The organism is Seohaeicola saemankumensis, from assembly GCF_021021435.1.
Classification (GTDB): Bacteria; Pseudomonadota; Alphaproteobacteria; order Rhodobacterales; family Rhodobacteraceae; genus Seohaeicola.
Genome location: NZ_JAINWI010000004.1, coordinates 206,924 through 230,800, shown reverse-complemented (window position 1 = coordinate 230,800; position 23,877 = coordinate 206,924). Strand labels below are relative to the sequence as shown.

At 57.4% G+C, this 23,877-nt stretch carries 23 protein-coding genes; 16 read left to right on the top strand and 7 right to left on the bottom strand.

Going from position 1 to position 23,877, the window contains the following annotated elements; translation table 11 throughout:
- The first annotated feature begins 14 nt into the window (after nucleotides 1–14).
- From K7H22_RS02985 to K7H22_RS02970, 4 genes are all read left to right on the top strand, one after another.
- Entirely contained in the window at nucleotides 15–1,850 is a 1,836-nt protein-coding gene (locus K7H22_RS02985) for an ABC transporter ATP-binding protein (protein WP_230799240.1), read from the top strand.
- A 38-nt stretch (nucleotides 1,851–1,888) separates the two neighbouring features.
- On the top strand, nucleotides 1,889–3,112 hold the full coding sequence (locus tag K7H22_RS02980; RefSeq protein WP_230799239.1) for a class I SAM-dependent RNA methyltransferase: 1,224 nt from the start codon (nucleotides 1,889–1,891) through the stop codon (nucleotides 3,110–3,112).
- 29 nt (nucleotides 3,113–3,141) lie between these two features.
- Nucleotides 3,142–3,921, top strand: a complete 780-nt coding sequence (locus tag K7H22_RS02975) for an ion transporter (RefSeq protein WP_230799238.1) — start codon at nucleotides 3,142–3,144, stop codon at nucleotides 3,919–3,921.
- An 84-nt stretch (nucleotides 3,922–4,005) separates the two neighbouring features.
- Nucleotides 4,006–4,506, top strand: coding sequence for a L,D-transpeptidase family protein (locus K7H22_RS02970; RefSeq protein ID WP_230799237.1), 501 nt, complete (start codon nucleotides 4,006–4,008; stop codon nucleotides 4,504–4,506).
- Nucleotides 4,507–4,586: 80 nt separating this feature from the next.
- Here the strand turns inward: K7H22_RS02970 and K7H22_RS02965 are convergent, their stop codons facing one another.
- Nucleotides 4,587–5,099 carry a CAP domain-containing protein gene (locus K7H22_RS02965; RefSeq protein WP_230799236.1) on the bottom strand — a complete coding sequence of 171 codons (513 nt, stop codon included), beginning with the start codon at nucleotides 5,097–5,099 and terminating at the stop codon, nucleotides 4,587–4,589.
- Nucleotides 5,100–5,263: 164 nt separating this feature from the next.
- Here K7H22_RS02965 and K7H22_RS02960 point away from each other — a divergent pair, with 164 nt between their 5' ends.
- Both K7H22_RS02960 and K7H22_RS02955 read left to right on the top strand, forming a co-directional pair.
- Nucleotides 5,264–5,866 (top strand): L,D-transpeptidase, encoded by a 603-nt coding sequence (locus K7H22_RS02960; protein ID WP_230799235.1) that lies wholly within the window; start codon nucleotides 5,264–5,266, stop codon nucleotides 5,864–5,866.
- Nucleotides 5,867–6,008: 142 nt separating this feature from the next.
- Nucleotides 6,009–6,191 (top strand): hypothetical protein, encoded by a 183-nt coding sequence (locus K7H22_RS02955; RefSeq protein ID WP_230799234.1) that lies wholly within the window; start codon nucleotides 6,009–6,011, stop codon nucleotides 6,189–6,191.
- A 116-nt stretch (nucleotides 6,192–6,307) separates the two neighbouring features.
- On the opposite strand, the gene hemH is transcribed toward K7H22_RS02955, so the two are convergent.
- Both hemH and K7H22_RS02945 read right to left on the bottom strand, forming a co-directional pair.
- Entirely contained in the window at nucleotides 6,308–7,390 is a 1,083-nt protein-coding gene (hemH, locus tag K7H22_RS02950; protein ID WP_230799233.1) for a ferrochelatase, read from the bottom strand.
- A gap of 66 nt (nucleotides 7,391–7,456) precedes the next feature.
- Nucleotides 7,457–8,278: an SAM-dependent methyltransferase gene (locus K7H22_RS02945; RefSeq protein ID WP_230799232.1), complete on the bottom strand. Its 822-nt coding sequence runs from the start codon at nucleotides 8,276–8,278 to the stop codon at nucleotides 7,457–7,459.
- A gap of 17 nt (nucleotides 8,279–8,295) precedes the next feature.
- Here K7H22_RS02945 and K7H22_RS02940 point away from each other — a divergent pair, with 17 nt between their 5' ends.
- Genes K7H22_RS02940 through K7H22_RS02925 form a run of 4 tightly spaced genes read left to right on the top strand, consistent with a single transcriptional unit; the run spans nucleotide 8,296 to nucleotide 10,602 of the window.
- Nucleotides 8,296–9,027 carry a ComF family protein gene (locus K7H22_RS02940; RefSeq protein ID WP_230799231.1) on the top strand — a complete coding sequence of 244 codons (732 nt, stop codon included), beginning with the start codon at nucleotides 8,296–8,298 and terminating at the stop codon, nucleotides 9,025–9,027.
- Nucleotides 9,028–9,068: 41 nt separating this feature from the next.
- On the top strand, nucleotides 9,069–9,326 hold the full coding sequence (gene grxC, locus K7H22_RS02935) for a glutaredoxin 3 (RefSeq protein ID WP_230799230.1): 258 nt from the start codon (nucleotides 9,069–9,071) through the stop codon (nucleotides 9,324–9,326).
- Between the two features lie 6 nt (nucleotides 9,327–9,332).
- Nucleotides 9,333–10,169 (top strand): carbon-nitrogen hydrolase family protein, encoded by an 837-nt coding sequence (locus tag K7H22_RS02930; RefSeq protein ID WP_230799229.1) that lies wholly within the window; start codon nucleotides 9,333–9,335, stop codon nucleotides 10,167–10,169.
- Nucleotides 10,162–10,602, top strand: a complete 441-nt coding sequence (locus K7H22_RS02925) for a MarR family winged helix-turn-helix transcriptional regulator (protein ID WP_230799228.1) — start codon at nucleotides 10,162–10,164, stop codon at nucleotides 10,600–10,602. The genes K7H22_RS02930 and K7H22_RS02925 overlap by 8 nt, the downstream gene beginning before the upstream one ends.
- 77 nt (nucleotides 10,603–10,679) lie before the next feature.
- On the opposite strand, the gene ubiG is transcribed toward K7H22_RS02925, so the two are convergent.
- Nucleotides 10,680–11,426: a bifunctional 2-polyprenyl-6-hydroxyphenol methylase/3-demethylubiquinol 3-O-methyltransferase UbiG gene (ubiG, locus tag K7H22_RS02920; RefSeq protein WP_230799227.1), complete on the bottom strand. Its 747-nt coding sequence runs from the start codon at nucleotides 11,424–11,426 to the stop codon at nucleotides 10,680–10,682.
- Between the two features lie 48 nt (nucleotides 11,427–11,474).
- Between ubiG and pip the strand changes: the two genes are divergently transcribed.
- From pip to infB, 5 genes are all read left to right on the top strand, one after another.
- Nucleotides 11,475–12,446: a prolyl aminopeptidase gene (gene pip / locus K7H22_RS02915; RefSeq protein WP_230799226.1), complete on the top strand. Its 972-nt coding sequence runs from the start codon at nucleotides 11,475–11,477 to the stop codon at nucleotides 12,444–12,446.
- Nucleotides 12,447–12,602: 156 nt separating this feature from the next.
- Nucleotides 12,603–13,184 carry a ribosome maturation factor RimP gene (gene rimP, locus K7H22_RS02910; RefSeq protein ID WP_230799225.1) on the top strand — a complete coding sequence of 194 codons (582 nt, stop codon included), beginning with the start codon at nucleotides 12,603–12,605 and terminating at the stop codon, nucleotides 13,182–13,184.
- Nucleotides 13,185–13,188: 4 nt separating this feature from the next.
- Complete coding sequence (gene nusA, locus K7H22_RS02905) at nucleotides 13,189–14,796, top strand: transcription termination factor NusA (RefSeq protein WP_230799224.1); 1,608 nt, start codon at nucleotides 13,189–13,191, stop codon at nucleotides 14,794–14,796.
- 22 nt (nucleotides 14,797–14,818) lie between these two features.
- Nucleotides 14,819–15,451 (top strand): RNA-binding protein, encoded by a 633-nt coding sequence (locus K7H22_RS02900; protein WP_230799223.1) that lies wholly within the window; start codon nucleotides 14,819–14,821, stop codon nucleotides 15,449–15,451.
- Nucleotides 15,448–17,952 (top strand): translation initiation factor IF-2, encoded by a 2,505-nt coding sequence (gene infB / locus K7H22_RS02895; RefSeq protein ID WP_230799222.1) that lies wholly within the window; start codon nucleotides 15,448–15,450, stop codon nucleotides 17,950–17,952. Before K7H22_RS02900 ends, infB begins: the two co-directional genes overlap by 4 nt.
- Before the next feature lie 377 nt (nucleotides 17,953–18,329).
- Here the strand turns inward: infB and K7H22_RS02890 are convergent, their stop codons facing one another.
- The 3 genes from K7H22_RS02890 to K7H22_RS02880 are packed head-to-tail and all read right to left on the bottom strand — an operon-like array spanning nucleotide 18,330 to nucleotide 20,834.
- The gene (locus tag K7H22_RS02890) at nucleotides 18,330–18,728 is read right to left on the bottom strand and encodes a (deoxy)nucleoside triphosphate pyrophosphohydrolase (RefSeq protein WP_330165825.1); all 399 of its coding nucleotides are present in this window, start codon (nucleotides 18,726–18,728) and stop codon (nucleotides 18,330–18,332) included.
- Between the two features lie 12 nt (nucleotides 18,729–18,740).
- Entirely contained in the window at nucleotides 18,741–19,970 is a 1,230-nt protein-coding gene (gene argJ / locus K7H22_RS02885) for a bifunctional glutamate N-acetyltransferase/amino-acid acetyltransferase ArgJ (RefSeq protein ID WP_230799221.1), read from the bottom strand.
- 3 nt (nucleotides 19,971–19,973) lie between these two features.
- The gene (locus K7H22_RS02880; RefSeq protein WP_230799220.1) at nucleotides 19,974–20,834 is read right to left on the bottom strand and encodes a peptidylprolyl isomerase; all 861 of its coding nucleotides are present in this window, start codon (nucleotides 20,832–20,834) and stop codon (nucleotides 19,974–19,976) included.
- Nucleotides 20,835–21,012: 178 nt separating this feature from the next.
- On the opposite strand from K7H22_RS02880, the gene secA reads away from it, so the two are divergent.
- The gene (gene secA, locus K7H22_RS02875) at nucleotides 21,013–23,721 is read left to right on the top strand and encodes a preprotein translocase subunit SecA (protein WP_230799219.1); all 2,709 of its coding nucleotides are present in this window, start codon (nucleotides 21,013–21,015) and stop codon (nucleotides 23,719–23,721) included.
- Nucleotides 23,722–23,877 lie beyond the last annotated feature (156 nt).

Here is a 23,877-nt window from a genome sequence, read left to right as displayed (position 1 = left end):
CAGAAAGACCATTGATGCAATCTGCCACCCATATCGACCCTTTCCGGTTTGCCGAAGGCCCGCCACCCCAAACCCTGGGTGCGTTCTTTCGCTGGGCATTGGCAGGCTCATGGCCAGCGCTTTGGCTGGCAGGCTTTCTGTCGGCGGCAGCCGGCGCTCTTGAGGCAGCGACCGCGCTGATCCTCGGGATGGTCATTGACGGGGCCATTGCCAGCGGACCCGACATGTTCTTCAGCGCAACGAATATTGTGATGATCCTTGTTGCTATCGGGTTCTTTCTGATCCTTCGGCCATTGGCCTTCGGGCTTTCCTCGGCAGCAAACTCGATCATTGTGCAGCCGAATGTGAACCCGCTTGTTCTCAGCCGCCTTCATCGCTGGACGCTGGGCCAGTCGGTCAAGTTTTTCGATGATGATTTTGCCGGTCGCATCGCGCAAAAACAGATGCAGACGGCAAGGGCTGTGACTGATGTCGCAGTTGAAATGATCAACGTAGTCGCATTTGCGCTGGCATCGCTGATCGGGTCGATCTTCCTGCTGATGGCGATCAATGTTCAGGTTGCATTGGTCTTTGTGGTCTGGCTGGTGTCGTATTTCTTGCTGATCCGCTGGTTCCTGCCGCGCATTCGCGAACGTGCAGGCAAGCGGGCGGGTGCGCGCGCGATGGTGTCAGGTCAGGTCGTTGATACAATCACCAACATCAAGACTGTCAAACTCTTCGCACATGCGGATCACGAGGATCGCGCCGCATTGGGCGCTATGCAGAAGTTTCGGGATACATCGCTGCATTTCGGCAAGCTGGCGGCCCTGTTCCGCGTGGCGCTCATGACACTGGCAGGCATCCTGCCGATTCTCCTGATTGGTGGGACGCTTGTCTTCTGGTCGCAAGGCACGGCAACCGAGGGCGATATTGTTGCCGCCGGGGCCGTGTCGATCCGGATCGCACAGATGACCGGATGGGTCAGTTTTACTCTGATGGCGATCTATTCGAATATTGGAGAGATCGAAGATGGCATTCACACGCTCACCCCGCGCACACGTGTCGACAATGCGGCCAAGGCCACCGACCTAGAAGTCACCGAGGGCCGCATCAGGTTCGAGGGTCTGGGTTTTGCCTATGGGCGGGACAAAGGCGGAATCGCCGATATCGACCTTGACGTCAAACCGGGCGAGAAACTGGGCATCGTTGGCGCATCGGGCGCCGGTAAGTCCACACTCGTTGCGCTGTTGCTGCGTCTTTACGATCCCGAACAGGGTCGCGTGACAATCGACGGGCAGGATATCCGTAACATCACGCAAGAAAGCCTGCGCCGCCAGATCGGGATGGTCACGCAGGAAACCGCGATGTTCAACCGCTCTGCCCGTGACAACATCCTCTATGGCCGCCCCGATGCCACGCAAGACGAGGTGATCGCCGCCGCCGAGAAGGCCGAGGCGCATGAGTTCATAGCGAATATGCAGGATCACAAAGGCAGGCTTGGCTATGATGCGCATCTGGGCGAACGGGGTGTGAAGCTGTCGGGCGGTCAACGCCAGCGGATCGCCTTGGCGCGCGCTATCCTCAAGGATGCACCGATCCTTGTGCTGGACGAGGCGACAAGCGCATTGGATAGCGAAGTTGAAGCGTCGATCCAGACCGCATTGGAGCGCGTGATGGTCGGAAAGACCGTTCTGGCCGTGGCGCATAGGCTGTCCACGATAAGCCAGATGGACCGTATCATTGTGTTGGATCAGGGACGGATCGTCGAGCAGGGTACGCATGACGACCTGCTTGCCAGTGGCGGGCTTTATGCGCGCTACTGGAACCGGCAGTCCGGTGGTTTCATCGGACTGAAGGATGCAGCCGAATAGGGCTTTATGCAGGGCATGGCGCAGGCTATGCCCGCAGCATGACAGAATATCGCATTACACGACTAGGCCATCAGGGTGACGGGATTGCCGCAGGTCCGGTTTTCGCCCCCATGACCCTGCCCGGTGAGGTGGTGACCGGTGTGCAAACCGGTGACCGTCTTCATGATGTGCGGATTGTCAAACCCTCCGCCGACAGGGTCAGTCCGGTCTGTCGTCACTACAAAGCCTGTGGCGGCTGTCAGGTGATGCATGCCTCGGACGCTTTTGTGGCAGAGTGGAAGACAGGTGTAGTACGCGCCGCACTGACCGCGCAGGGGATAGAGGCCGCTTTTCGCCCGATCCTGACCTCGCCACCAAGATCGCGCCGCCGCGCTGCTGTTTCGGTCAGGCGCACCAAGAAGGGCGCATTGGCAGGCTTCCATGCGCGTGCGTCCGATACGGTGATCCAGATACCGGATTGCCAACTGCTTCTTCCGGAACTGCTTGACGCCCTGCCGCTAGCCGAGGCATTGGCGACTTCAGGTGCAAGCCGCAAGGGTGAACTGACTGTTCAGGTCACCCACAGTGATGGCGGGCTTGATGTTCTGGTGACAGACGGCAAGCCGCTGGATGGTCCTTTGCGTGTGGCGCTGGCAGCCGAAGTAGAGCGTTTCCGTCTGGCTCGTCTGGTCTGGGGCGATGAACTGGTCGGTCAGCGTCAGCCCCCGTTCCAGCAATTCGGCCAGACCCGCATCGTCCCGCCGCCCGGTGCCTTCATGCAAGCGACAGCCGAAGGCGAGGCAGCACTTCTATCCGCAGTAAAAGAGGCCGTGGCAGGCGCCACCCGAATCGTCGATCTTTTTGCCGGATGCGGCACCTTTGCGTTGCCACTGGCGCAGGATGCGGAGGTCCACGCCGTTGAAGGCGAAGCTGATATGCTGAAAGCGCTGGATCAGGGCTGGCGTCAGACAAGCGGTTCAAAGCGGGTTTCGACAGAAACACGCGATCTTTTCCGCCGCCCGCTTCTGCCAGATGAACTTAAAGGCTTTGATGCTGCTGTGATCGACCCGCCACGCGCGGGCGCCGAGGCGCAGGTCCACGAGATTGCAAAGGCAGGTATTGGCAGAATCGCCTTTGTTTCGTGCAATCCCGTGACCTTCGCTAGAGATGCAAAAACGCTTCTATCAGCGGGCTATCGCCTTGAATGGGTGCAGGTTGTCGATCAATTCCGGTGGTCCACACATGTAGAGCTTGCAGCCGCCTTTACCGCCCCACATATCTGACGTCGCGCAGGACCTGTTCGGAGTACCAAATGACCTATCAGACCCGACTGGCCGATTGGCTGGCCAGCCCACATGTGACCAATTTCGTGATTAGTGTCATCCTCGTCAACGCGGTCACACTTGGCCTTGAGACTTCGGATACAGCCATGAACGCGGCGGGCTCTCTGATCCTAATGATAGACCGCATCTGTCTATCCATTTTCGTGACTGAAATCGTCCTGAAACTGATTGCTCACGGGAGGAACTTTTTCCGGTCGGCATGGAACCTGTTTGACTTCGTCATCGTCGGGATTGCGCTGGTACCCGGGGCGCAAGGCATGTCGGTTTTGCGCGCCCTGCGGATCCTGCGCGTGCTGCGCGTTATCTCGGTGGCACCCCGTTTGCGCCGCGTGGTTGAGGGTTTCATCACCGCCTTGCCGGGCATGGGCAGTGTCTTTCTGCTGATGGCGATCATTTTCTATATCGGCTCTGTTATGGCGACAAAGCTGTTCAGCGACCTCTTCCCCGAATGGTTTGGAACCTTGGGGCGCAGTGCCTATTCGCTGTTCCAGATCATGACGCTTGAAAGCTGGTCGATGGGAATCGTCCGGCCTGTGATGGAAGTCTATCCCTACGCATGGGCCTTCTTTGTGCCGTTCATTCTGGTCACCACATTTGCTGTGGTAAACCTGTTGGTGGGTCTGGTCGTGAACTCGATGCAGGACGCGCACCAGGAAGAGACCAACGAAAGAACAGACGCGTATCGTGACGAAGTCCTGTCGCGCCTGGCATCCATCGAGCAGCGTTTGAACAGCGGCGACAAAGAGTAGCGTTGTTTGCCGACTTGACGATTTTACCTAGGTAAACAGCCTGTTTCAGTGTAACCAGTAACAAAAAAGCATGATCGAGCGGACATGATAAACAGGCGTTTCATCCTTATATCGCTGCCATTTTGGGCGGCTGCCTGCTCGCGTGGACCGAGCAAGTTCAAAGTCTACAAGGGTCCACCCGTGACCCGTATTCTTGTATTCAAAGAGACACGGAAAATGCACCTGATGCATTTCGACCGTGTCTTGGCATCATTCGATATAGATCTGGGGTTCAACCCTCAGGGTCACAAGGGTCAGGAAGGCGATGGGCGGACACCCGAAGGCGAATATATGATAGACAGACGCAACCCCAATAGCCGGTTCCACCTGTCGCTGGGCATATCCTATCCGAACGAAGCCGATATCACGCGCGCCAAAGAAGCAGGCGTGAAACCCGGTGGTGATATCTTCATCCACGGTCGCCCCCGCCCTTTCCAGAACGGCGCGCGCGACTGGACGTGGGGCTGTATCGCAGTCACGGACGAGGAGATCGAGATCATCTATTTCATGGTGCAGGATGGTACGCCCATCTCTATCTTTCCATGACAGGCTTCTTCCGGAAATGAAAAACCCCAGTCAAGGAATGACCGGGGTTTCTGGTGTCTCGGAAGATTTGTAGCGTTGGTTCAGTTGCCCATCACCAAGGTCCACCACAGCTTTCCGTTCGCTTCCTGATGCCATGCAAAACCCATGTTTCGCGCGGCAGGCTCAAGAATGACGCGGCGTGTATCGGGCTGATCCATCCAGGCGGCCAATGTCTCAAGCTCTGTCTCGTATGTCTCCGAGATCGTCTCGCCCAGCATCTGGCCAGTGTAGCCTGTGCGCTGTACGCGCTCGATCGGAGAGGACCCGTCTGATCCGAAATGCCACGGGCGGTTCTGCACCGACATGTCACGCGCATGCGTGGCTGCCGCAGCGGTCAACTGCGCGTTCAGTTCTACTGCTCCCGAACCTGCCGCCTGACGCAGAGCATTGACAGAATCAAGCATGCGGAACTGGACGTCATCCGCGTCATTCGCCGAAATTCTGTATACTCTAGGCAGCGGACGCCCGTCAGGACCAAGAGTCGGAGTCGGCGGCGCAGCACAGGCGGCCAGAAAGATAGCAATTGCTGCGAATGCGGCAGAAAGTCGTAACATCTTGAGACATCCTCGAAAATCAAACCCTGCTTTATCCCGACGAGGCCTTATATTAAACCCACATTGGTGTGTCTGCGCAAAATGACGCCGGTTTGATTTGCGACTGCGTCTTTCCCGCAATAAATTGGGGCTAATTGGCAGAATATCCGTCTTGGAGTGATAGAATGACTAAAAAATATGACAACGCCTTCAATCGGCGTGCCTTTCTGGCCGGAACCGCTGCAACACTTGCCACGCCAGCTTTCGCGCAAGACTTGAACGGCGCTGATACCGTCGAGGTAGAGCGTGACCTGTCGCAGGTCGTGCGCCGCAACGCGTCAAGCTTCCGTACTCTGGATTGGAGACCCTACTTCTCGGACCTGCGCAACGGGGCCGTTCTTGTGGATATCGATTCGCGGGCGCTGCATTACTGGTCCGACGATCAGGTGACCTATAAACTTTACCCTTCCAGCGTGCCATTGTCCGAAGATCTGACGCGGCGCGGGCGGACGTCCGTGATTCGCAAAGTGGAAGGCCCAAGCTGGGCGCCGACCCCTTCCATGAAGAAGCGCAACCCCGAATGGCCTGATTTCGTGCCGCCGGGTCCGGACAATCCGCTTGGTACACATGCGCTCTATCTCAGCTGGACCTACTACCGCATCCACGGAACACACGATACGCGCAAAATTGGCCGCAGATCGTCAAACGGATGTATTGGTCTTTATAACGAGCATATTGCCGAGCTGTTCGCGCTGACTAATGTTGGCACGCAAGTGTTGCTAATTTGACGACATTCTCCGGGAGGTGGAGAGAATGAATGTGTGTGGATTTGCAATTGCTTCGGTTTGCTGCTTTAGACAATAATACGAGGTACGTCTTGGGTGCTTGACGTGCTTACAACACACGTCGGCCGAATATCTGGAGGTTAACATGAAGAAAATTGTACTCGCAGCCGCTCTGACAGCTGCCGCTTCGACCGCTTATGCTGGCAACATGGCTGAGCCGGTTATGGAAGCTCCTGTGATCGTTGAAGAGACCGCTGGTTCGTCCGGTGGCGGTGTCCTGGTTCCCCTGCTGATCCTGGCAGTGGTTGCAGCAGCCGTCGCAAGCTGATTACCACGGTATTTTAATAGAAAAGGCGGTGATTTATCACCGCCTTTTTTATTGTCCGCTCTTCCTGTTTGCCGTTCATCGGCGCAGCCTGTGACTGCGCCGGTTTCGACCGGTCCTTAGTCTAGCCAACCTTTCAGATTGTCCTCGATCAGCGCAGAAAGCGCCGCGATATGGGCGTCGTCATCGTTAAGGCAGGGAATATAGGTGAAGTGATCACCACCGGCCTCCTCGAAGCTTTCCTTGATCTCTTCGTTGATCTCTTCCAGCGTTTCGATGCAATCCGCCGAAAAAGCAGGAGCAATCACTGCGATCCGTTTCTTTCCGTCCTCTTTGGCAAGCCGCGCCACTTCTTCGACGGTGTAGGGCTTCAGCCACTCTTCGGGGCCAAAGCGCGACTGGAAGGTCGTGACGATCTGCGTCTTGTCCCAACCCAACCGCTCCATCAGCAGGCGGGTCGTTTTCTGACACTGGCAATGGTAGGGATCACCTTCCAGCAGATAGCGTTTCGGAACGCCATGATACGAGCAGACAAGAACCTCCGGTTTGTGCTCTTCCGCTGCATAGGCGCGTTCTACCGACTGGGCTAAGGCTTCGATGTAGAGAGGATGCTCGTAATAGGGATCAACGACACGCGCCGTAGGTTGCCACTTTTCTTCCATCAGAACGCGAAAGAACTGGTCGTTTGCTGTGGCTGATGTCGCCCCCGCGTAATGCGGATAAAGGGGAAAAAACAGAATTTTGCGACAGCCTGCATCGACCATGGCGCGCACTTTCGACTTGGTCGAGGGATTACCGTAGCGCATGCAGAAATCCACCATCACCTGATCGCCGTAGCGGACTTTCATCGCGTCGGTGATCTTGGCGGTCTGATCCTTGGTGATGGTCATCAAGGGGCTTTCACCCTTGTCGTGATTCCAGATCGATTCATAGTTTTTTCCGCTGCTAAACGGGCGTTTGGTTAGAATGATCAGTTGCAATAACGGCTGCCAGAGCCACGGGCTGTAGTCGATGACACGACGATCCGACAGAAACTCGTTCAAGTAGCGGCGCATCGACCAATAATCGTAATTATCCGGTGTCCCCAAATTGGCCAGCAGAATGCCAACCTTTCCCATTGTCACCTTGGGATGGTCGGCATCCGACATGGGCGGCCTTACGGCATTCACATGGGTTGTATCTGTCGCGGTGGCATCCAGCATGCGGGCCCTCGTTCATAGGGTTTTTTGAATAGGTCACGTGGGGACATAAAGGTTCTGACCAGATCGTCAATCTTGCAGCTTCGATTCGACGCTCCCCAACACATCTGCAAGCCGCGTTTTGGCTGAACCCGGGCGAAGTGCTTGCGGTTGCGAGGCATCCGGCGCCCAACCGCTGAGAAATATCATCTCGAACGTTGCAGCTACGCGCCCGTTTGAATCTGCATATCTGTCCGAATAAAGCCGTGCTGCCTCGTCCAGAACGGCGCGGCGCGTGGGTTTGCGTAGCCGTGCTGCCAGTGCATTGCCTTCGCCCATTGCCCGCAGATCGCGCATCAGGGCAAACGGATCGGCATAGCTGACTTTCAGGCTGATATTGTCCGCGACAGGAAGGGCAAGCCCCGCACGCTGAAGAAGACCACCCAGATCGCGTATCTCGGCCATCGGCAGAATGCGTGGCGACAACCCGCCTGTCACGCGCACTTCGGCCTCGGCCAATGCGCTGCGAAGTTCGTGTAAAGTCTGACCCCCGAACATGGAAACAAGACATAGCCCGTCAGGTTTCAGCGCCCTTCGCATCTGAATTAGCTGTCCGACAGGATCGGTGGACCAGTGCAGGCCAAGGGCATGGATAGCTAGATCATGGGCCTGTTTTTCCAGCGGTAGAACGTCGTCATCGGGCACCAGTTTCGCGTTCGGCATAAGTGATTGCCAGAGCGAGGGAAAACCTGTCACCACCGCGGCATGTGTAAAGGTCCTGTTAACCAGTTCCAGACGATCCTTGATTTCGCTTGCGGCTTCCCGCTGCAAGAACATCGCTGGCGCACGGGCCGCGCGCATGCGGTTGCGGAGCAAGGCCTTGCGGTCGGTTAAACTGGGCGTCTGGGTCATGGGCGGGATATAGTCAGATGATAGGCAGGTTTCAAACGGTCTTGCGGCTGATCTATCCGCCCGCCTGTCTGTCTTGCGGCGGATTGGTCGAAACCGAGCTTGGGCTGTGTGCCGCGTGCTGGCGCGAGACCGGATTTATCGGTGGCCTTGTCTGCGACCTGTGCGGCACCCCTTTGCCGGGACAGGAAGCATCGCAAGATATGGTTCACTGCGATGATTGCATGACAATTGCACGCCCTTGGACACGCGGGCGGGCGGCTCTTTTGTACAAGGGAACAGGTCGCAAACTTGTCCTCGCGCTGAAACATGGGGACCGTCAGGATATTGTCGTGCCGGCTGCGGGATGGATGGCACAGGCGGCGCGGCCGATACTGAAATCAGGTATGCTGATAGCACCCGTGCCCTTACATTGGACCCGCATGCTGAACCGCCGCTACAACCAGTCGGCGCTGCTGTCCTCAAGGTTGGCACGGAATACCGGCTTGGACCATTGCCCCGATCTGTTGGTCCGGAAAAAGCACACCGCTTCTCTGGACGGCGCAGGGCGTGATGCCCGTTTCAGAATGTTGAACGCGGCCATCACTGTCGCACCTTCACGGCGTCAGAAGTTGCACGGGCGTTCGATCCTGATCGTGGATGATGTAATGACATCCGGCGCGACCCTGGCCGCCTGCGCCGATGCCTGCTTGATCGCCGGTGCCGCGCAAGTTTTCGTGCTTACACTGGCGCGCGTTGCAAAGGATGCCTAAATCACGGAAGAGTTAAACGTGGCTAAAGGAATACGCGCGATATGCAACCTGTCGAGATTTATACCTCCCCTCTCTGCGGCTATTGTCACGCTGCGAAACGTCTGTTGTCCCAGAAAGGCGTCAGCTTTTCCGAGGTCGATGTGCTCAGCAATCCGGACCGCAAGCCGGAGATGATCCAACGCGCTAGTGGTGGGCGGACGGTGCCACAGATATTCATCGGCGACACACATGTTGGCGGTTGCGATGATCTTTTTGCACTGGAAAATGCGGGCAAGCTTGATGCGATGATCAATGGCTGACGTCCGATGAAAGCTGCGCTGCTGCAACTGACGTCCGGTGATGATCCTGCCGCCAACCTTGAAACGGTTGCGCAGATGGTCCGGCAGGCAGCGGCAGATGGTGCAGGCTTCATCTTGACGCCAGAGGTGACCAATTGCATCTCGAATAGCAGAGCCCATCAGAAGGCCGTGCTTTCATCACAGGATGATGACCCAACCCTTGCGGGATTGCGGAACGAGGCGAAGCGGGCCGGTATCTGGCTTCTGATCGGCTCACTTGCCCTCAAAACGGACGATCCCGAGGGGCGGTTCGCCAACCGGTCCTTTCTTGTCGGACCTGACGGCGCGATCTGCGCGGCATATGACAAGATCCACATGTTCGATGTGCAGGTGTCGGAAACCGAAACCTATCGGGAATCAGCCGGATTCCGCCCTGGTGACCGCGCTGTTCTGGCAGATGCAGGTTTTGCGCAGATCGGTATGACGGTATGCTACGACATCCGTTTCCCGCATTTGCACCGCGCTTTGGCGCATGCGGGGGCGCAGATATTAACTGTCCCTGCCGCCTTTTCCCCCGTCACCGGTGCCGCCCATTGGGAACCACTTTTGCGCGCGCGCGCTATCGAAACAGGTTGCTATGTACTGGCACCGGCGCAGACTGGCTTGCACCCTTCTTCGACAGGCGGAATGCGCCGAACCCATGGGCACAGTATGGCCATCTCGCCTTGGGGTGAGGTTTTGGTCGATGCGGGCACCGATCCGGGGATCACGTTCGTTGATTTGCAGATAGACGCTGTGGCACAAGCAAGAACACGCGTGCCCGCGTTGACGCATGATCGAAAGTTTGCCCCGCCCGATGTCTGACAACAGCAATTCCCTTGCGGTCGCCCTGTTCAGCGAAATCCTGACCGCTGACCAACTGGTCCGCAACCGGCTGTCCAAAGTGCTGCCGAAAGGCATGGAGATTTCCCATTTCTCGGTCTTGAACCATCTGGCGCGGTCGGGCGCTGAAAGAAGTCCTGCACAATTGGCCAAAAGCTTTCATGTCACGCGAGGCGCGATGACCAACACATTGGGCAAGCTGGAATGGGCCGGCTACATCCATATCCGGCCCGATTGGGACGACGCCCGCCGCAAGATGGTAGCGATCAGCCCTGCGGGGCGCCGCGCCCGCGATGCAGCGCTTGACGCGATTTCACCGATGATTGCGGAACTGATTACAGAGCTTGGCGATGAAAAAGTCCGCGCCGCTATTCCGATCCTGCGCGAACTGCGCTTGAAGCTGGAAGCCGACTGAAACTGTCCTCAGGATATCGCCGAATCAGTTGACGTGTAGGTCTTGAGTTCCCGAGTTGAGCCCAAAAGCTTCTTGTTTCAATCAGGTTTCAGGCTGGCAGTCACATAGTTGACGCTCAGATCGCGGTCAGACAAGGACCAGACCCAAGTGAGCGGGTTAAACACAAACCCCTTGCGGTCGACAGGCTCCAGACCCGCATTGCGGAGAAGTTCGAACAATTCGTCGGGCGTGATAAACTTGGCCCATTCATGCGTGCCCTTGGGCAGCCAGCGCATCACATATTCCGCGCCGACAATCGCCATCGCAAAACTTTTTGGATTGCGGTTTATCGTCGAACAGATGTGCAATCCGCCGGGTTTCAGCAATTGGCGGCAGGCGGTCAGATAGGCCAGTGGATCGGCTACATGCTCGACCACTTCCATATTCAACACGACGTCGAACTGCTCGCCGGCTGCTGCCATGTCCTCGGCTGTCGTGTTGCGGTAGTCGATGGTCAGACCGGACTGCTCTGCGTGAAGCTGCGCCACAGGGATATTGCGCGGTGCTGCATCCGCACCGACCACATCTGCGCCAAGTCTGGCCATAGGCTCGGACAACAATCCCCCGCCGCAGCCGATATCCAGAATCCGCAAGCCCTTGAAAGGCGCACCACCTGACAAAACACGCGCATATTCGCCCGCGATCTGGCGTGTGATATAGTCAAGACGACAGGGATTCAGCATATGTAGCGGCTTGAATTTGCCATTCGGGTCCCACCATTCTGCGGCCATCGCCTCGAACTTGGCGACCTCTGCGGGATCAACTGTGGTCTGACCGGCTTGCATTCTGCTCTCCATGTGCTCTTTTACGTCCATTCGTCATATAGGTTCACCATGGACAAATACTTGGGCCAAAAAAGCGCAGTCCACTATCTGCACCCGCCGGTTGACCCGTTCGACCAGCGGATGATCGACGTGGGCGATGGCCATACCGTGTATATGGAGCAATCCGGCAATCCTCAAGGAATGCCGGTTGTTGTGCTGCATGGCGGGCCCGGCGGTGGATGCAGCCCCGCGATGCGACGCTATTTCGACCCCAAGGTGTTCCGTGTGATCCTGTTCGATCAACGCGGCTGCGGACGTTCGCGCCCGCATGCCTCGGTCAGGGACAATACGACGTGGCATCTGGTGCGCGATATCGAACTGATCCGGACCCATCTGGCGATTGATCAATGGATCGTCTTTGGCGGTAGCTGGGGGGCGACACTGGGGCTAATCTATGCGCAAGCTCATCCTGAACGCGTGTCGGGACTTGTCTTACGCGGTGTCTTTCTGGCCACCAAGGCCGAGCTTGACTGGTTTTACGGCGGCGGTGCCGGAAAATTCTGGCCCGAAACATGGGCCCGTTTTGTCGACCTGATTCCCGAAAACGAACATGACGACCTGATTGCCGCCTATAACAAACGGTTGTTTTCGGGCGATCTGATGGTTGAAACAAAATACGCCCGTGCATGGTCTTCATGGGAGAATGCATTAGCGTCGTTCCATTCCAACGGTGTCGGCGGCGAAAGCCCCAGCGAATATGCACGCGCCTTTGCTCGATTAGAGAACCATTACTTTACCAATGGCGCCTTTCTGAAATATGACGGCCAGATTCTGGATCAGCTTGACCGGATAGCACATATTCCGGGGGCCATCGTGCAGGGCCGATACGATATGATCTGCCCGCCGCAAGCCGCATGGAAACTGGCTGCAGGCTGGCCCAATGTCGAATTGCATATGGTCCGCAATGCCGGTCACGCCTTGTCCGAACCCGGAATCAGCGCCGAGCTGGTGCGTGTGATGGATCGAATCGCCGAAGGCTAGGTGTCGGGGAATCCTGTTTGCCCTCTTGCAGACTCAGGCCATGCGGCGTATATCCCCTTCAACAGCGGCGCGCTGGGGTCCACTCCCACCGTACCACCGGGAAATATCAACGGGCCGCGCGCCCGTTTTTTTGTGCCTGAAAGGCAAGCCTGACCTATGACCAACGACCTGATCGCCAAAGCCGCCATTGATCGCCGACTGGCCGAGATCATTACCCCCGTGATCGAAGATCTGGGTTACGAGCTGGTGCGCGTCCGGCTGATGGGTGGCAAGACTTCGATCCTGCAGATCATGGCCGAGCGTCCCGAAGGCGGTATCTCTGTCGACCAATGCGCCGAGATCAGCACAGCCGTCAGCGCCACGCTGGATGTGGAAGACCCTATCGTTGATGAATATACGCTGGAAGTATCCAGCCCCGGCATCGACCGGCCACTGACCCGCCTCAAGGATTTCGAGACTTTCGAGGGTTACGATGCTCGGGTTGAGACCGACGAACTGATCGACGGACGCCGCCGCTTCAAAGGTGTGCTGGCCGGCGTCGAGGGCGACGAGGTTCTGATCAATATCGACGAAGGCACTGTCGGGTTGAAATTCGACTGGCTATCCGATGCCAAACTGATCCTGACCGATGAACTGATCCGCGAGATGCTGCGCCAGCGGAAAGCGGCAGGTTTTGTCGACGAAGAGCAATTTGACGAAATAGTAACAGACACTGACACCGGTTCCGAGGAGGACTGAGACCATGGCAATCACTTCCGCCAACCAGCTGGAGCTTTTGCAGACCGCAGAGGCCGTCGCCCGTGAAAAGATGATCGACCCCGGTCTGGTCGTCGAAGCGATGGAGGAATCCCTCGCCCGTGCGGCCAAGTCGCGCTACGGCTCGGAAATGGATATCCGCGTCAAGATCGACCGCAAGACAGGTCGTGCGGCCTTTACCCGTGTGCGCACCGTGGTCGCCGATGATGAGCTTGAGAATTATCAGGCGCAGTTCACCGTAGAACAGGCCAAGCAATACATGGCCGACCCCCAGATCGGGCAGGAATTCATCGAAGAAGTACCGCCCGTCGACATGGGCCGGATCGCGGCGCAGTCGGCCAAGCAGGTCATTCTGCAGAAGGTCCGCGAAGCGGAGCGCGATCGCCAGTACGAGGAATTCAAGGACCGTCAAGGCACCATCATCAATGGCGTGGTCAAGCGCGAGGAATATGGCAACGTCATCGTCGATGTGGGCCGTGGCGAAGCCATCCTGCGCCGCAACGAGAAAATCGGCCGCGAATCCTATCGTCCGAATGATCGTATCCGCTGCTACATCAAGGATGTGCGCCGCGAACAGCGCGGTCCGCAGATCTTCCTCAGCCGGACCGATCCGCAGTTCATGGCCGAGCTGTTCAAGATGGAAGTTCCCGAGATCTACGACAACATTATCGAGATCAAAGCCGTCGCCCGCGACCCCGGCAGCCGCGCGAAGATCGCAGTTATTTCCTATGACAACTCGATCGACCCTGTGGGTGCCTGCGTCGGTATGCGCGGCAGCCGCGTGCAGGCGGTGGTGAACGAACTTCAGGGCGAGAAAATCGACATCATTCCGTGGAACGAGGATCAGGCGACGTTCCTTGTGAATGCGCTTCAGCCTGCCGAGGTGTCCAAAGTCGTGATCGACGAGGAAGCTGGCAAGATCGAAGTTGTCGTTCCGGACGAGCAACTGAGCCTTGCAATCGGTCGTCGCGGTCAGAACGTGCGTCTGGCCAGCCAGTTGACAGGTCTGGATATCGACATTCTGACAGAAGCCGAGGAATCCTCGCGTCGTCAGAAAGAGTTTGAAGAGCGGACCAAGCTGTTCATGGACACGCTGGATCTGGATGAGTTCTTTGCCCAGCTTCTGGTTGCCGAAGGCTTCACCAATCTGGAAGAAGTGGCCTATGTCGATTTGGACGAACTTCTTGTCATTGACGGTGTCGATGAAAGCACCGCAAGCGAGCTTCAGATGCGTGCCCGCGACACGCTTGAGGCGGCTGCCAAAGCCGCGATGGATCACGCTCGCGAACTGGGAGTCGAGGACAGTCTGGTTGAATTTGAAGGCCTGACACCCCAGATGATCGAGGCATTGGCCGAAGATGGCGTGAAAACGCTGGAAGACTTTGCCACCTGTGCTGACTGGGAACTGGCCGGCGGCTGGACCACTGTAAACGGTGAGCGTATCAAAGACGAAGGCTTGCTGGAAAAATTCGATATGTCTCTGGCCGAGGCGCAGTCCATGATCATGACTGCGCGTGTCATGCTGGGTTGGGTAGACCCTGCTGAACTGGCGGGCGAAGAAGACGACACCGAAGAAGAGGAGGCGGAGGCCTGATATAGGGCCTCTGATTAACCGGATGACACGTGGCGGACACAGCAAGGACCGGGACGACGGACCTGAACGGAAATGTATCGCCACGGGCGAGGTACAGCCGAAATTCGGGCTGATCCGCTTTGTTGTGGGGCCTGAAGGTCAGGTTTTTCCCGATATCATGGGAAAGCTGCCGGGTCGCGGCATCTATGTATCGGCTGAACGGTCGGCACTTGATAAGGCGGTCAAGAAGAACCTCTTTGCACGCGCCGCCAAGCAGGTCGTCACCGTGCCGGAAGATCTGATTGATCAGGTCGAGGTACAGCTTGTCCGGCGCGTGGTTGACCTGATCAGCCTTGCCCGCAAGGGGGGCGAAGCGGTCAGCGGCTACGAGAAAGTGAAAGATTGGCTGGTCAAGGATTACGCGCAAGTGCTGATTCAGGCCAGCGACGGGTCAGAGCGCGGCAAGTCGAAATTGAGCACCCCATCCGATGGTACGTTTATCGGTTGGCTGACAGCAGACGAGCTGGGCATGGCCTTTGGGCGACAAACTGTAATACACGTTGTGCTTGCCGCTGGAGGTTTGGCCCCGCGTGTTGTAGAGGAGGCGGCAAGACTGAAAGGTCTGCGCGCCCCGGATGGCGGCAAGACCGTCAAAAAGGATAGAAGAGCCATATGAACGACAACGACGGTAAAAAGACATTGGGCGTAGGTGGTCTGGGCGCACGCCCGGGTAACGTGAAGCAAAGCTTCAGCCATGGACGTACAAAGAATGTCGTCGTGGAAACCAAGCGCAAGCGCGTTGTGGTACCGAAACCGGGTGCGGGCAAGTCAGCCGCAGGCGGTGCGGTTCCTAACCCGGCGCTGGGCGATCCCGCAAAACGCCCTGCCGGAATCTCGGATGCCGAGATGGAGCGCCGCCTGAAGGCGCTTCAAGCCGCCAAGGCGCGTGAGGGCGAGGAAGCCATCCAGCGCGAGGCTGACGAAAAAGCCCGCGAGGAAGAGCGCGCCCGTCGCCGTGAGGAAGCGGAAGCCAAGGAACGCGAAGAGCGTGAGCGCGAGGAAGCGCTGAAAGCCAAGGCCGAAGAAGAGCAGCGCAAAGCCCGCGAGACCGAAGATGCGGCTAAACGTGCCGCCGCTGCTGCTGCGGCACCTGCCGAAGACGCACCTGTCAGCCGTGCCGCTGCCAAGGCTCCGCCGGTTGCTGCGCGCAAGAAAGAACGCGAGCCTGATCCGACCGATCGCGATGCGCGTGCCGCAAAGGCGCGCGAGGATAGCCGTCGTTCCGGCAAGTTGACACTGAATCAGGCTTTGTCGGGTGGCGAAGGTGGCCGGACCAAATCCATGGCCGCGATGAAACGCAAGCAAGAGCGTGCCCGCCAGAAGGCAATGGGCGGCAATGTCGAGCGCGAGAAAATTGTCCGCGAGGTCCAGTTGCCCGAAGCCATCATGGTGTCGGAACTTGCGAACCGTATGGCCGAACGGGTTGGTGCCGTCGTCAAAGCGCTGATGCAGAACGGCATGATGGTCACCCAGAACCAGACCATTGACGCGGATACAGCGGAACTGATCATCGAGGAGTTCGGCCACCGTTCTGTGCGCGTGTCTGATTCCGATGTGGAAGACGTAATTGCCTCGGTCGAAGATCGCGCCGAGGATCTGAAGCCGCGTCCGCCGGTTGTCACCATCATGGGTCACGTTGACCACGGCAAGACCAGCCTTCTGGATGCTATCCGGAATGCGAAGGTTGTTGCTTCGGAAGCAGGCGGGATCACGCAGCATATCGGCGCTTACCAGGTGCAAACCGACAAGGGCGCTCTGCTGACCTTCCTTGACACACCCGGGCACGCGGCTTTCACCTCGATGCGGGCACGCGGCGCGCACGTGACGGATATCGTCGTGCTGGTTGTAGCCGCTGACGATGCTGTTATGCCGCAAACGGTCGAGGCGATTGCCCACGCCAAAGCGGCCAAAGTGCCGATGATCGTGGCGATCAACAAGATCGACAAGCCCGAAGCGAATCCCACGAAAGTGCGGACTGATCTGCTACAGCACGAAGTCGTTGTCGAAGCGATGTCGGGCGATGTGCAGGACGTCGAGGTTTCGGCCCTGACAGGTCTGGGTCTTGACGATCTGCTTGAAGCCATCGCGCTGCAGGCAGAAATTCTTGAACTCAAGGCCAACCCGAACCGCTTTGCAGAAGGCGCCGTGATCGAGGCCAAACTGGATGTGGGCCGTGGCCCCGTCGCGACGGTTCTGGTCCAGAAAGGCACGCTGCGTCAGGGCGATATCTTCGTGGTCGGCGAGCAGTGGGGCAAAGTCCGTGCGCTGATCGACGACAAAGGCGAGCGTATCACCGAGGCTGGACCCTCCGTTCCGGTCGAGGTTCTGGGCCTGAACGGGACACCGGAAGCAGGCGATGTGCTGAACGTGGTCGAAACCGAAGCACAGGCGCGGGAAATCGCAGAGTATCGTGCGAATGCTGCCAAGGAAAAGCGTGCGGCTGTTGGTGCCGCAACAACGCTGGACCAGCTGATGGCCAAGGCCAAAGCGGATCAGTCCGTAGCCGAACTGCCAATTCTGGTGAAGGCCGATGTGCAAGGCTCTGCCGAAGCGATCGTGCAGGCGATGGAGAAAATCGGCAACGACGAGGTGCGCGTCCGCGTGTTGCACTCGGGTGTTGGTGCCATCACCGAAACCGATGTGGGTCTGGCCGAAGCGTCAGGCGCGCCGATCATGGGCTTCAACGTCCGTGCAAACGCCTCTGCCCGCAACACGGCAAACCAGAAGGGCGTCGAAATCCGGTATTATTCGGTGATTTACGATCTTGTTGATGATGTTAAAAAGGCCGCAAGCGGTCTGCTGAGCAATGAAATCCGCGAGAAGTTCATCGGTTACGCCCAGATCAAGGAAGTCTTCAAAGTGTCCGGCGTCGGCAAAGTGGCTGGCTGCCTTGTCACAGAAGGCGTTGCCCGCCGGTCCGCCGGTGTGCGCCTGCTGCGTGATGATGTTGTGATCCACGAAGGCAACCTAAAGACGCTCAAACGCTTCAAGGACGAGGTCAAAGAAGTCACTTCGGGTCAGGAATGCGGTATGGCATTCGAGAATTACGAGGATGTCCGTCCCGGCGACGTCATCGAGATTTTCGAGCGTGAGGAAGTTGTCCGCAATCTGACCTGATTGTCGGGACCAATGGATGAAAGCAAAAAGGGGCAGCTTTGGCTGCCCCTTTTTCGTTCAAATCAAGATGTCAGGCGGCCTGTTTAAGAACAGGAAGGCCGACGAATTCACGCGATCCTACACGGACCTGTACACGACCATCTGAAAGGGTCCTGACATAGGTCCCCTGAACAGAAACACACGTTCCTAGAATAATGGTTCGTAGCATTCACATCCTCCCAAGAATGCCCAACGAAAAATTACCTCAAAAAAGATTACAAAGTGTATCTAAATATGAAGATTGTATCCGGTAATCGTCAATTTTCTGTCTGATCTATCCGAAAGCTGTTTCAAACCCTGACGTCTTCGACAAAGCCGAAGCCTGAAAGGGCGCTAGATCACAGCCAGTCGCGCAAAATGGGAATCAGCGGAATATCCGCCGGCGGCATCGGATACAACTTCAGGTCGATTGCCCGCACCCATTTCAGGGATTGACCCTCGCGTGGTGTGACGATTCCTTCCCACTTGCGGCAGGCAAACAGCGGCATCAGAAGGTGGAAATCATCGTAGCTGTGGCTGGCAAAAGTCAGTGGCGCAAGACAGCTTGACCAGGTGTTGATTCCCAGCTCTTCATGTAGCTCGCGGATCAAGGCCGCTTCGGGTGTCTCGCCCTGTTCGACCTTTCCGCCCGGAAACTCCCATAGACCAGCCATGGATTTTCCTTCAGGGCGCTGCGCCAGCAGCACCCGACCATCCGCATCAATCAGCGCAACTGCCGAGACCAGAACAAGCTTCACAGGGGACACCCTTCAGGACCGGTAATCGGCATTGATGTCGATATACCCATGCGTCAGGTCACAGGTCCAGACAGTGCTTTTACCCTGCCCTAGACCAAGATCGACACTAATACGCAGATATTGGCCTTTCATATGCGCCGCAGCCTCGGCTTCGCTATAGCTTGGTGACACCCACCCATCCTCCGCAACCAGCACATCGCCAAATCGGATCTTGAGAAGATCACGGTCAGCCGCAGCGCCTGATTTGCCGATTGCCATGACAACCCGACCCCAATTCGGGTCTTCACCGGCAATGGCTGTCTTGATCAAAGGAGAGTTGGCAATTGCCATCGCATGCGTCTTCGCATCTGCATCTGAGACTGCACCCGTTACCGCGATCTCGACAAACTTCGTCGCGCCTTCGCCGTCGCGCACAACCTGATGCGCCAGATCAAGCATGACCCCGTGCAGCGCGTCGCGGAATGCCGCTGTATCACGGTTGACGATCACGCCCGATGTGCCGGTGGCAGCAAGTAATAGCGTGTCGGAGGTTGAGGTATCGCTATCAACCGTGATGCAGTTGAAAGTCACGTCCGTCAATTCGCCCAGCATTTCCTGAAGTTCGGACCGGCCCACCGTCGCATCGGTAAACAAATAGACCAGCATCGTCGCCATATCCGGCGCGATCATGCCAGACCCTTTCGCGATACCGGCGATCTTCACGGTTTTTCCGCCGATACTGACCTCGGCAGAGGCACCTTTGGCAAATGTGTCTGTCGTCATGATGGCCCGCGCGGCAGCAGCAATCGCGCCTTCGTCCAGCGTTTCCGAAAGCTCGGACAGTTTCGCTGTGATCCGTTCATGCGGCAGCGGCTCTCCGATCACACCGGTCGAGGAGGAGAAAACACGCGCTTCGGGTAATCCCAGAACCTTGGCCACGGCAAAGGTAACGGCACGGGTCGACTCGACGCCGTTCTTGCCCGTGAAGGCGTTGGAATTGCCCGAATTCACGATGATTGCGGCGCCATCTGTGCTATCCGCACCGATCTTGGCCTGACAATCCAGCACCGGAGCCGAGCGTGTCGCAGAGCGTGTGAACACGCCAGCCATCGTCGTGCCCGGTGCCAGACGCACAAGCATGACATCGGTTCGTCCCTGATACCTGACACCCGCCTGTGCCGCAGAAAACTCAACCCCGTCGATGACCGGAAGTGCCGGAAAAGACTTTGGTGCCAGCGGAGAGACCACCGTAATCTTGCCCATCGCTCAATTCTCCAGAAGATCGAGGTTTTTTATCAACGCGGGGTCAAAGCCTTCATCCTGCCGCTCGACAGTTGCGGCCGCAGTCAGGGCATCCAGTTCGGCCTGTACGGCGGCACGCTCGACCTGCGGACGCAGTTCCTCGGTGACCTGCTCCAGCGTTGGAACATCACGCTCGCGGGTCTCGTTCAGCGTGATCACATGCCAGCCGAATTGCGTCTGCACAGGGTCGGACACCTCTCCCACCTCAAGCGCAATCACAGCGGCCTCGAAATCGGGGACCATCATGCCCGATTCAAACCAACCCAACTGTCCTCCGCTGGAGGCTGATGAATCACTGGACGCCTCGCGCGCCAGTGCCTCGAATTCCTCGCCGTCGGCGATCCGTTGGATCAAGGCGGTTGCTGCCTCTTCCGTTTCGACCAGTATATGTGAAGCATTCCATTCCTGTGTCGGCTCTGCATTGGCATAAAGCTCGTCATAGGCTGTCTGCAGGGCTTCATCAGTGACGGCGCCGGCAAGGATGTCATCCACCACAGCAGCGGCCAGAAGCGCGCGCCGCTCGTTCTCGAGCGAGATCGTCACGCGGCGCGGCATCTCGTCGCCCAAGGTCTGCGCGAGAACGGTTTGCTGGATCAGCTGGTCCAGAATTCCATTGAACAGTACATCATCCGGCAAAGATAAATACTGCTGCGGCAAAGTCGTGCGCGCCATGATCATCTGACCCAGCGTGATCTCGGTTCCGTTGACTGTGGCGATCACACTGTCAGCATCGGGCGCGTCCTGCGCCATGGCGGGGACAGTCGCCCAAGCCATCAAAATGGCGGCTGACAAGGAAGTGAAGGCGTTTCGGGTCGGTTTTTGCATGGATTCGTCCTTTGTAACGGGCGCATCCAGCCCCCGGCGTTGACAGTTATGAAGCCGCCCCTTACATCGCCCTGAGGCCAGGTTTGGCTGTCTTTTCCCGCCTCTTCATATGTGTTGCGGAAAGAGCGGGCAAGCAGATGGCTTGCACAACTCTGTCAATGAGCGGAACGGAACTGATATGTTGGGACTCGGAACTCTTGCCAAGAAGGTGTTCGGCACACCCAATGACCGCAAGATTAAATCGGTGCGTCCGCTGATTGACAAAATCAACGCGTTGGAATCCGAGTTTCAGGCACTTTCCGATCAGGGTCTGATCGACAAGACAGCTGAATTCAAAGCACGTATCGCGGAAGGCGAAGCACTGGATGCCATCCTTCCCGAAGCCTTCGCAAACTGTCGTGAGGGTGCGCGTCGCGCATTGGGTCTGCGTGGTTTCGATACGCAGTTGATGGGCGGCATTTTCCTGCATCAGGGCAACATCGCGGAGATGAAGACCGGTGAAGGTAAAACCCTTGTTGCAACATTCCCTGCCTATCTGAACGCGCTGTCCGGCAAGGGCGTGCACATCGTTACCGTCAACGACTACCTTGCACGACGCGATGCCGACTGGATGGGCAAGGTATATGCCGCTTTGGGTATGACAACCGGTGTGGTCTATCCCCAGCAGCCGGAATCCGAGAAGAAGATCGCCTATGGTGCAGATATCACCTATGCCACCAATAACGAACTTGGGTTCGACTATCTGCGCGACAACATGAAATCCAGTCTCGACCAGATCAACCAGCGCTACCACTATTTCGCGATCGTCGACGAGGTGGACAGCATCCTGATCGACGAGGCGCGCACGCCGCTGATCATTTCCGGGCCTTCGCAGGACCGGTCGGACTTGTATCAGGCTATTGATAAACTGATCCCCGAACTGAACGAGGATCATTTCACGCTGGACGAAAAGACACGCAACGTAACCTTCACCGACGAGGGCAACGAGGCGCTGGAACAGATGCTACATGATCGCGACCTTCTGGCGCCGGATCAGTCGCTCTATGATCCGGAAAGCACCACCATCGTGCATCACGTAAATCAGGGCCTTCGCGCCCATAAGCTGTTCACGAAGGACAAGGATTACATCGTCCGCGACAACGAGGTCGTGCTGATCGACGAGTTCACCGGACGGATGATGTCGGGGCGTCGCTTGTCAGACGGTCTGCATCAGGCGATCGAGGCGAAAGAAGGCTGCAAGATCCAGCCCGAGAACGTGACCCTCGCGCAGGTGACGTTCCAGAACTATTTCCGCCTCTACGACAAGTTGGCAGGTATGACCGGTACCGCCCTGACCGAAGCCGACGAATTCGCCGAGATTTACGGTCTGGGTGTTGTCGAGGTGCCGACCAACCGCCCCATTGCACGCTTGGACGAGGATGACGCGGTCTATCGCACGGCACGCGAGAAATACGATGCGATCGTCGAAACAATCCGCGAAGCGAATGCCAAGGGCCAGCCCGTTCTGGTGGGCACGACTTCCATCGAAAAGTCGGAATCCCTGTCCCAGTTGCTGAGTGACGCCAATATCCCGCACAACGTTCTAAATGCCCGTCAGCATGAGAAGGAAGCGCAGATTGTCGCCGATGCAGGCAAGTTCGGGTCTGTAACCATCGCGACCAACATGGCCGGACGAGGCACCGACATCAAACTTGGCGGCAATGTCGACTTCAAGGTGATGGAAGCAATGTCCGCCGATCCGCAAGCGCATCCAGACGAATTGCGCGCCCGTATCGAAGCCGAACATGCCGAAGAAGAGGCGCGCGTGAAAGAAGCGGGTGGCCTGTTTGTTCTGGCGACAGAACGACACGAAAGCCGCCGGATTGATAACCAGCTGCGCGGCCGCTCTGGTCGGCAGGGTGACCCGGGCCGGTCGTCGTTTTTTCTAAGCCTAGAAGACGACCTGATGCGGATTTTCGGATCTGAACGTCTGGACAAGGTGCTTTCAAGCCTTGGGATGAAGGAAGGCGAAGCGATTGTGCATCCCTGGGTGAACAAGTCACTCGAGCGGGCGCAAGCCAAGGTGGAAGGCCGCAACTTTGATATCCGCAAGCAGCTTCTGAAATTCGACGACGTCATGAACGAGCAGCGAAAGGTCATCTTTGGCCAGCGCCGCGAGATCATGGAAGCCAAAGATCTGTCCGAAACGATCAACGATATGCGCAGCCAGGTGATCGACGATCTGGTCGAGCAGTATATGCCGCCCAAGACCTATGCCGACCAATGGGATGTCGAGGGTTTGCACGCCGCATGCGTCGAGAACCTTGGTATCGACGTTCCGGTGATCGACTGGGCTTCCGAAGAGGGCGTGGATGATGAACAGATCACCGAGCGTCTGGAAGAAGCGGCCGCGAAATATATTGCTGAAAAGGTTGCTGCTTTCGGGGCCGATAATATGCGGCAGATCGAAAAGCAGATCCTGCTGCAAACCATCGACGCGAAATGGCGTGAACATCTTTTGATGCTCGAGCATCTGCGGTCTGTGGTCAGTTTCCGCGGCTACGCGCAGCGTGATCCGCTGAACGAGTACAAGAACGAAGCGTTCCAACTGTTCGAGTCGATGCTCGACAGCCTTCGCGAGGATGTGACTCGCAAGCTGGCACAGATTCGCCCGCTGACAGAAGAGGAACAGCAGGAGATGGTCCGCCAATACGCGGCGCAACAGGCTGCCTTGGCGGCGAAAGCCAAGGCCGATCAAGAGCCGCAGCCTGACCCCGATGCCACTGGCGTTGCCTTGGAAGGCTTCGACGAGAGCGAACCGACAACCTGGGGTAATCCTGGCCGGAACGATTCGTGTCCTTGTGGGTCGGGTAAGAAATTCAAGCATTGTCATGGGCGTCTGGCCTGAGGCGACACAGAGTCGCCTCATTTGAGGGCCGTTTACCCCTGTAATTCGGCGGATTTAACGCCAAAGTGTCGTTACGCCCGAAACTGACCTGATATCGGACACAGTGATGCCCGCTTGATTTGGCATGTATTCCGCAATCCCGACGTGATTGTGGAG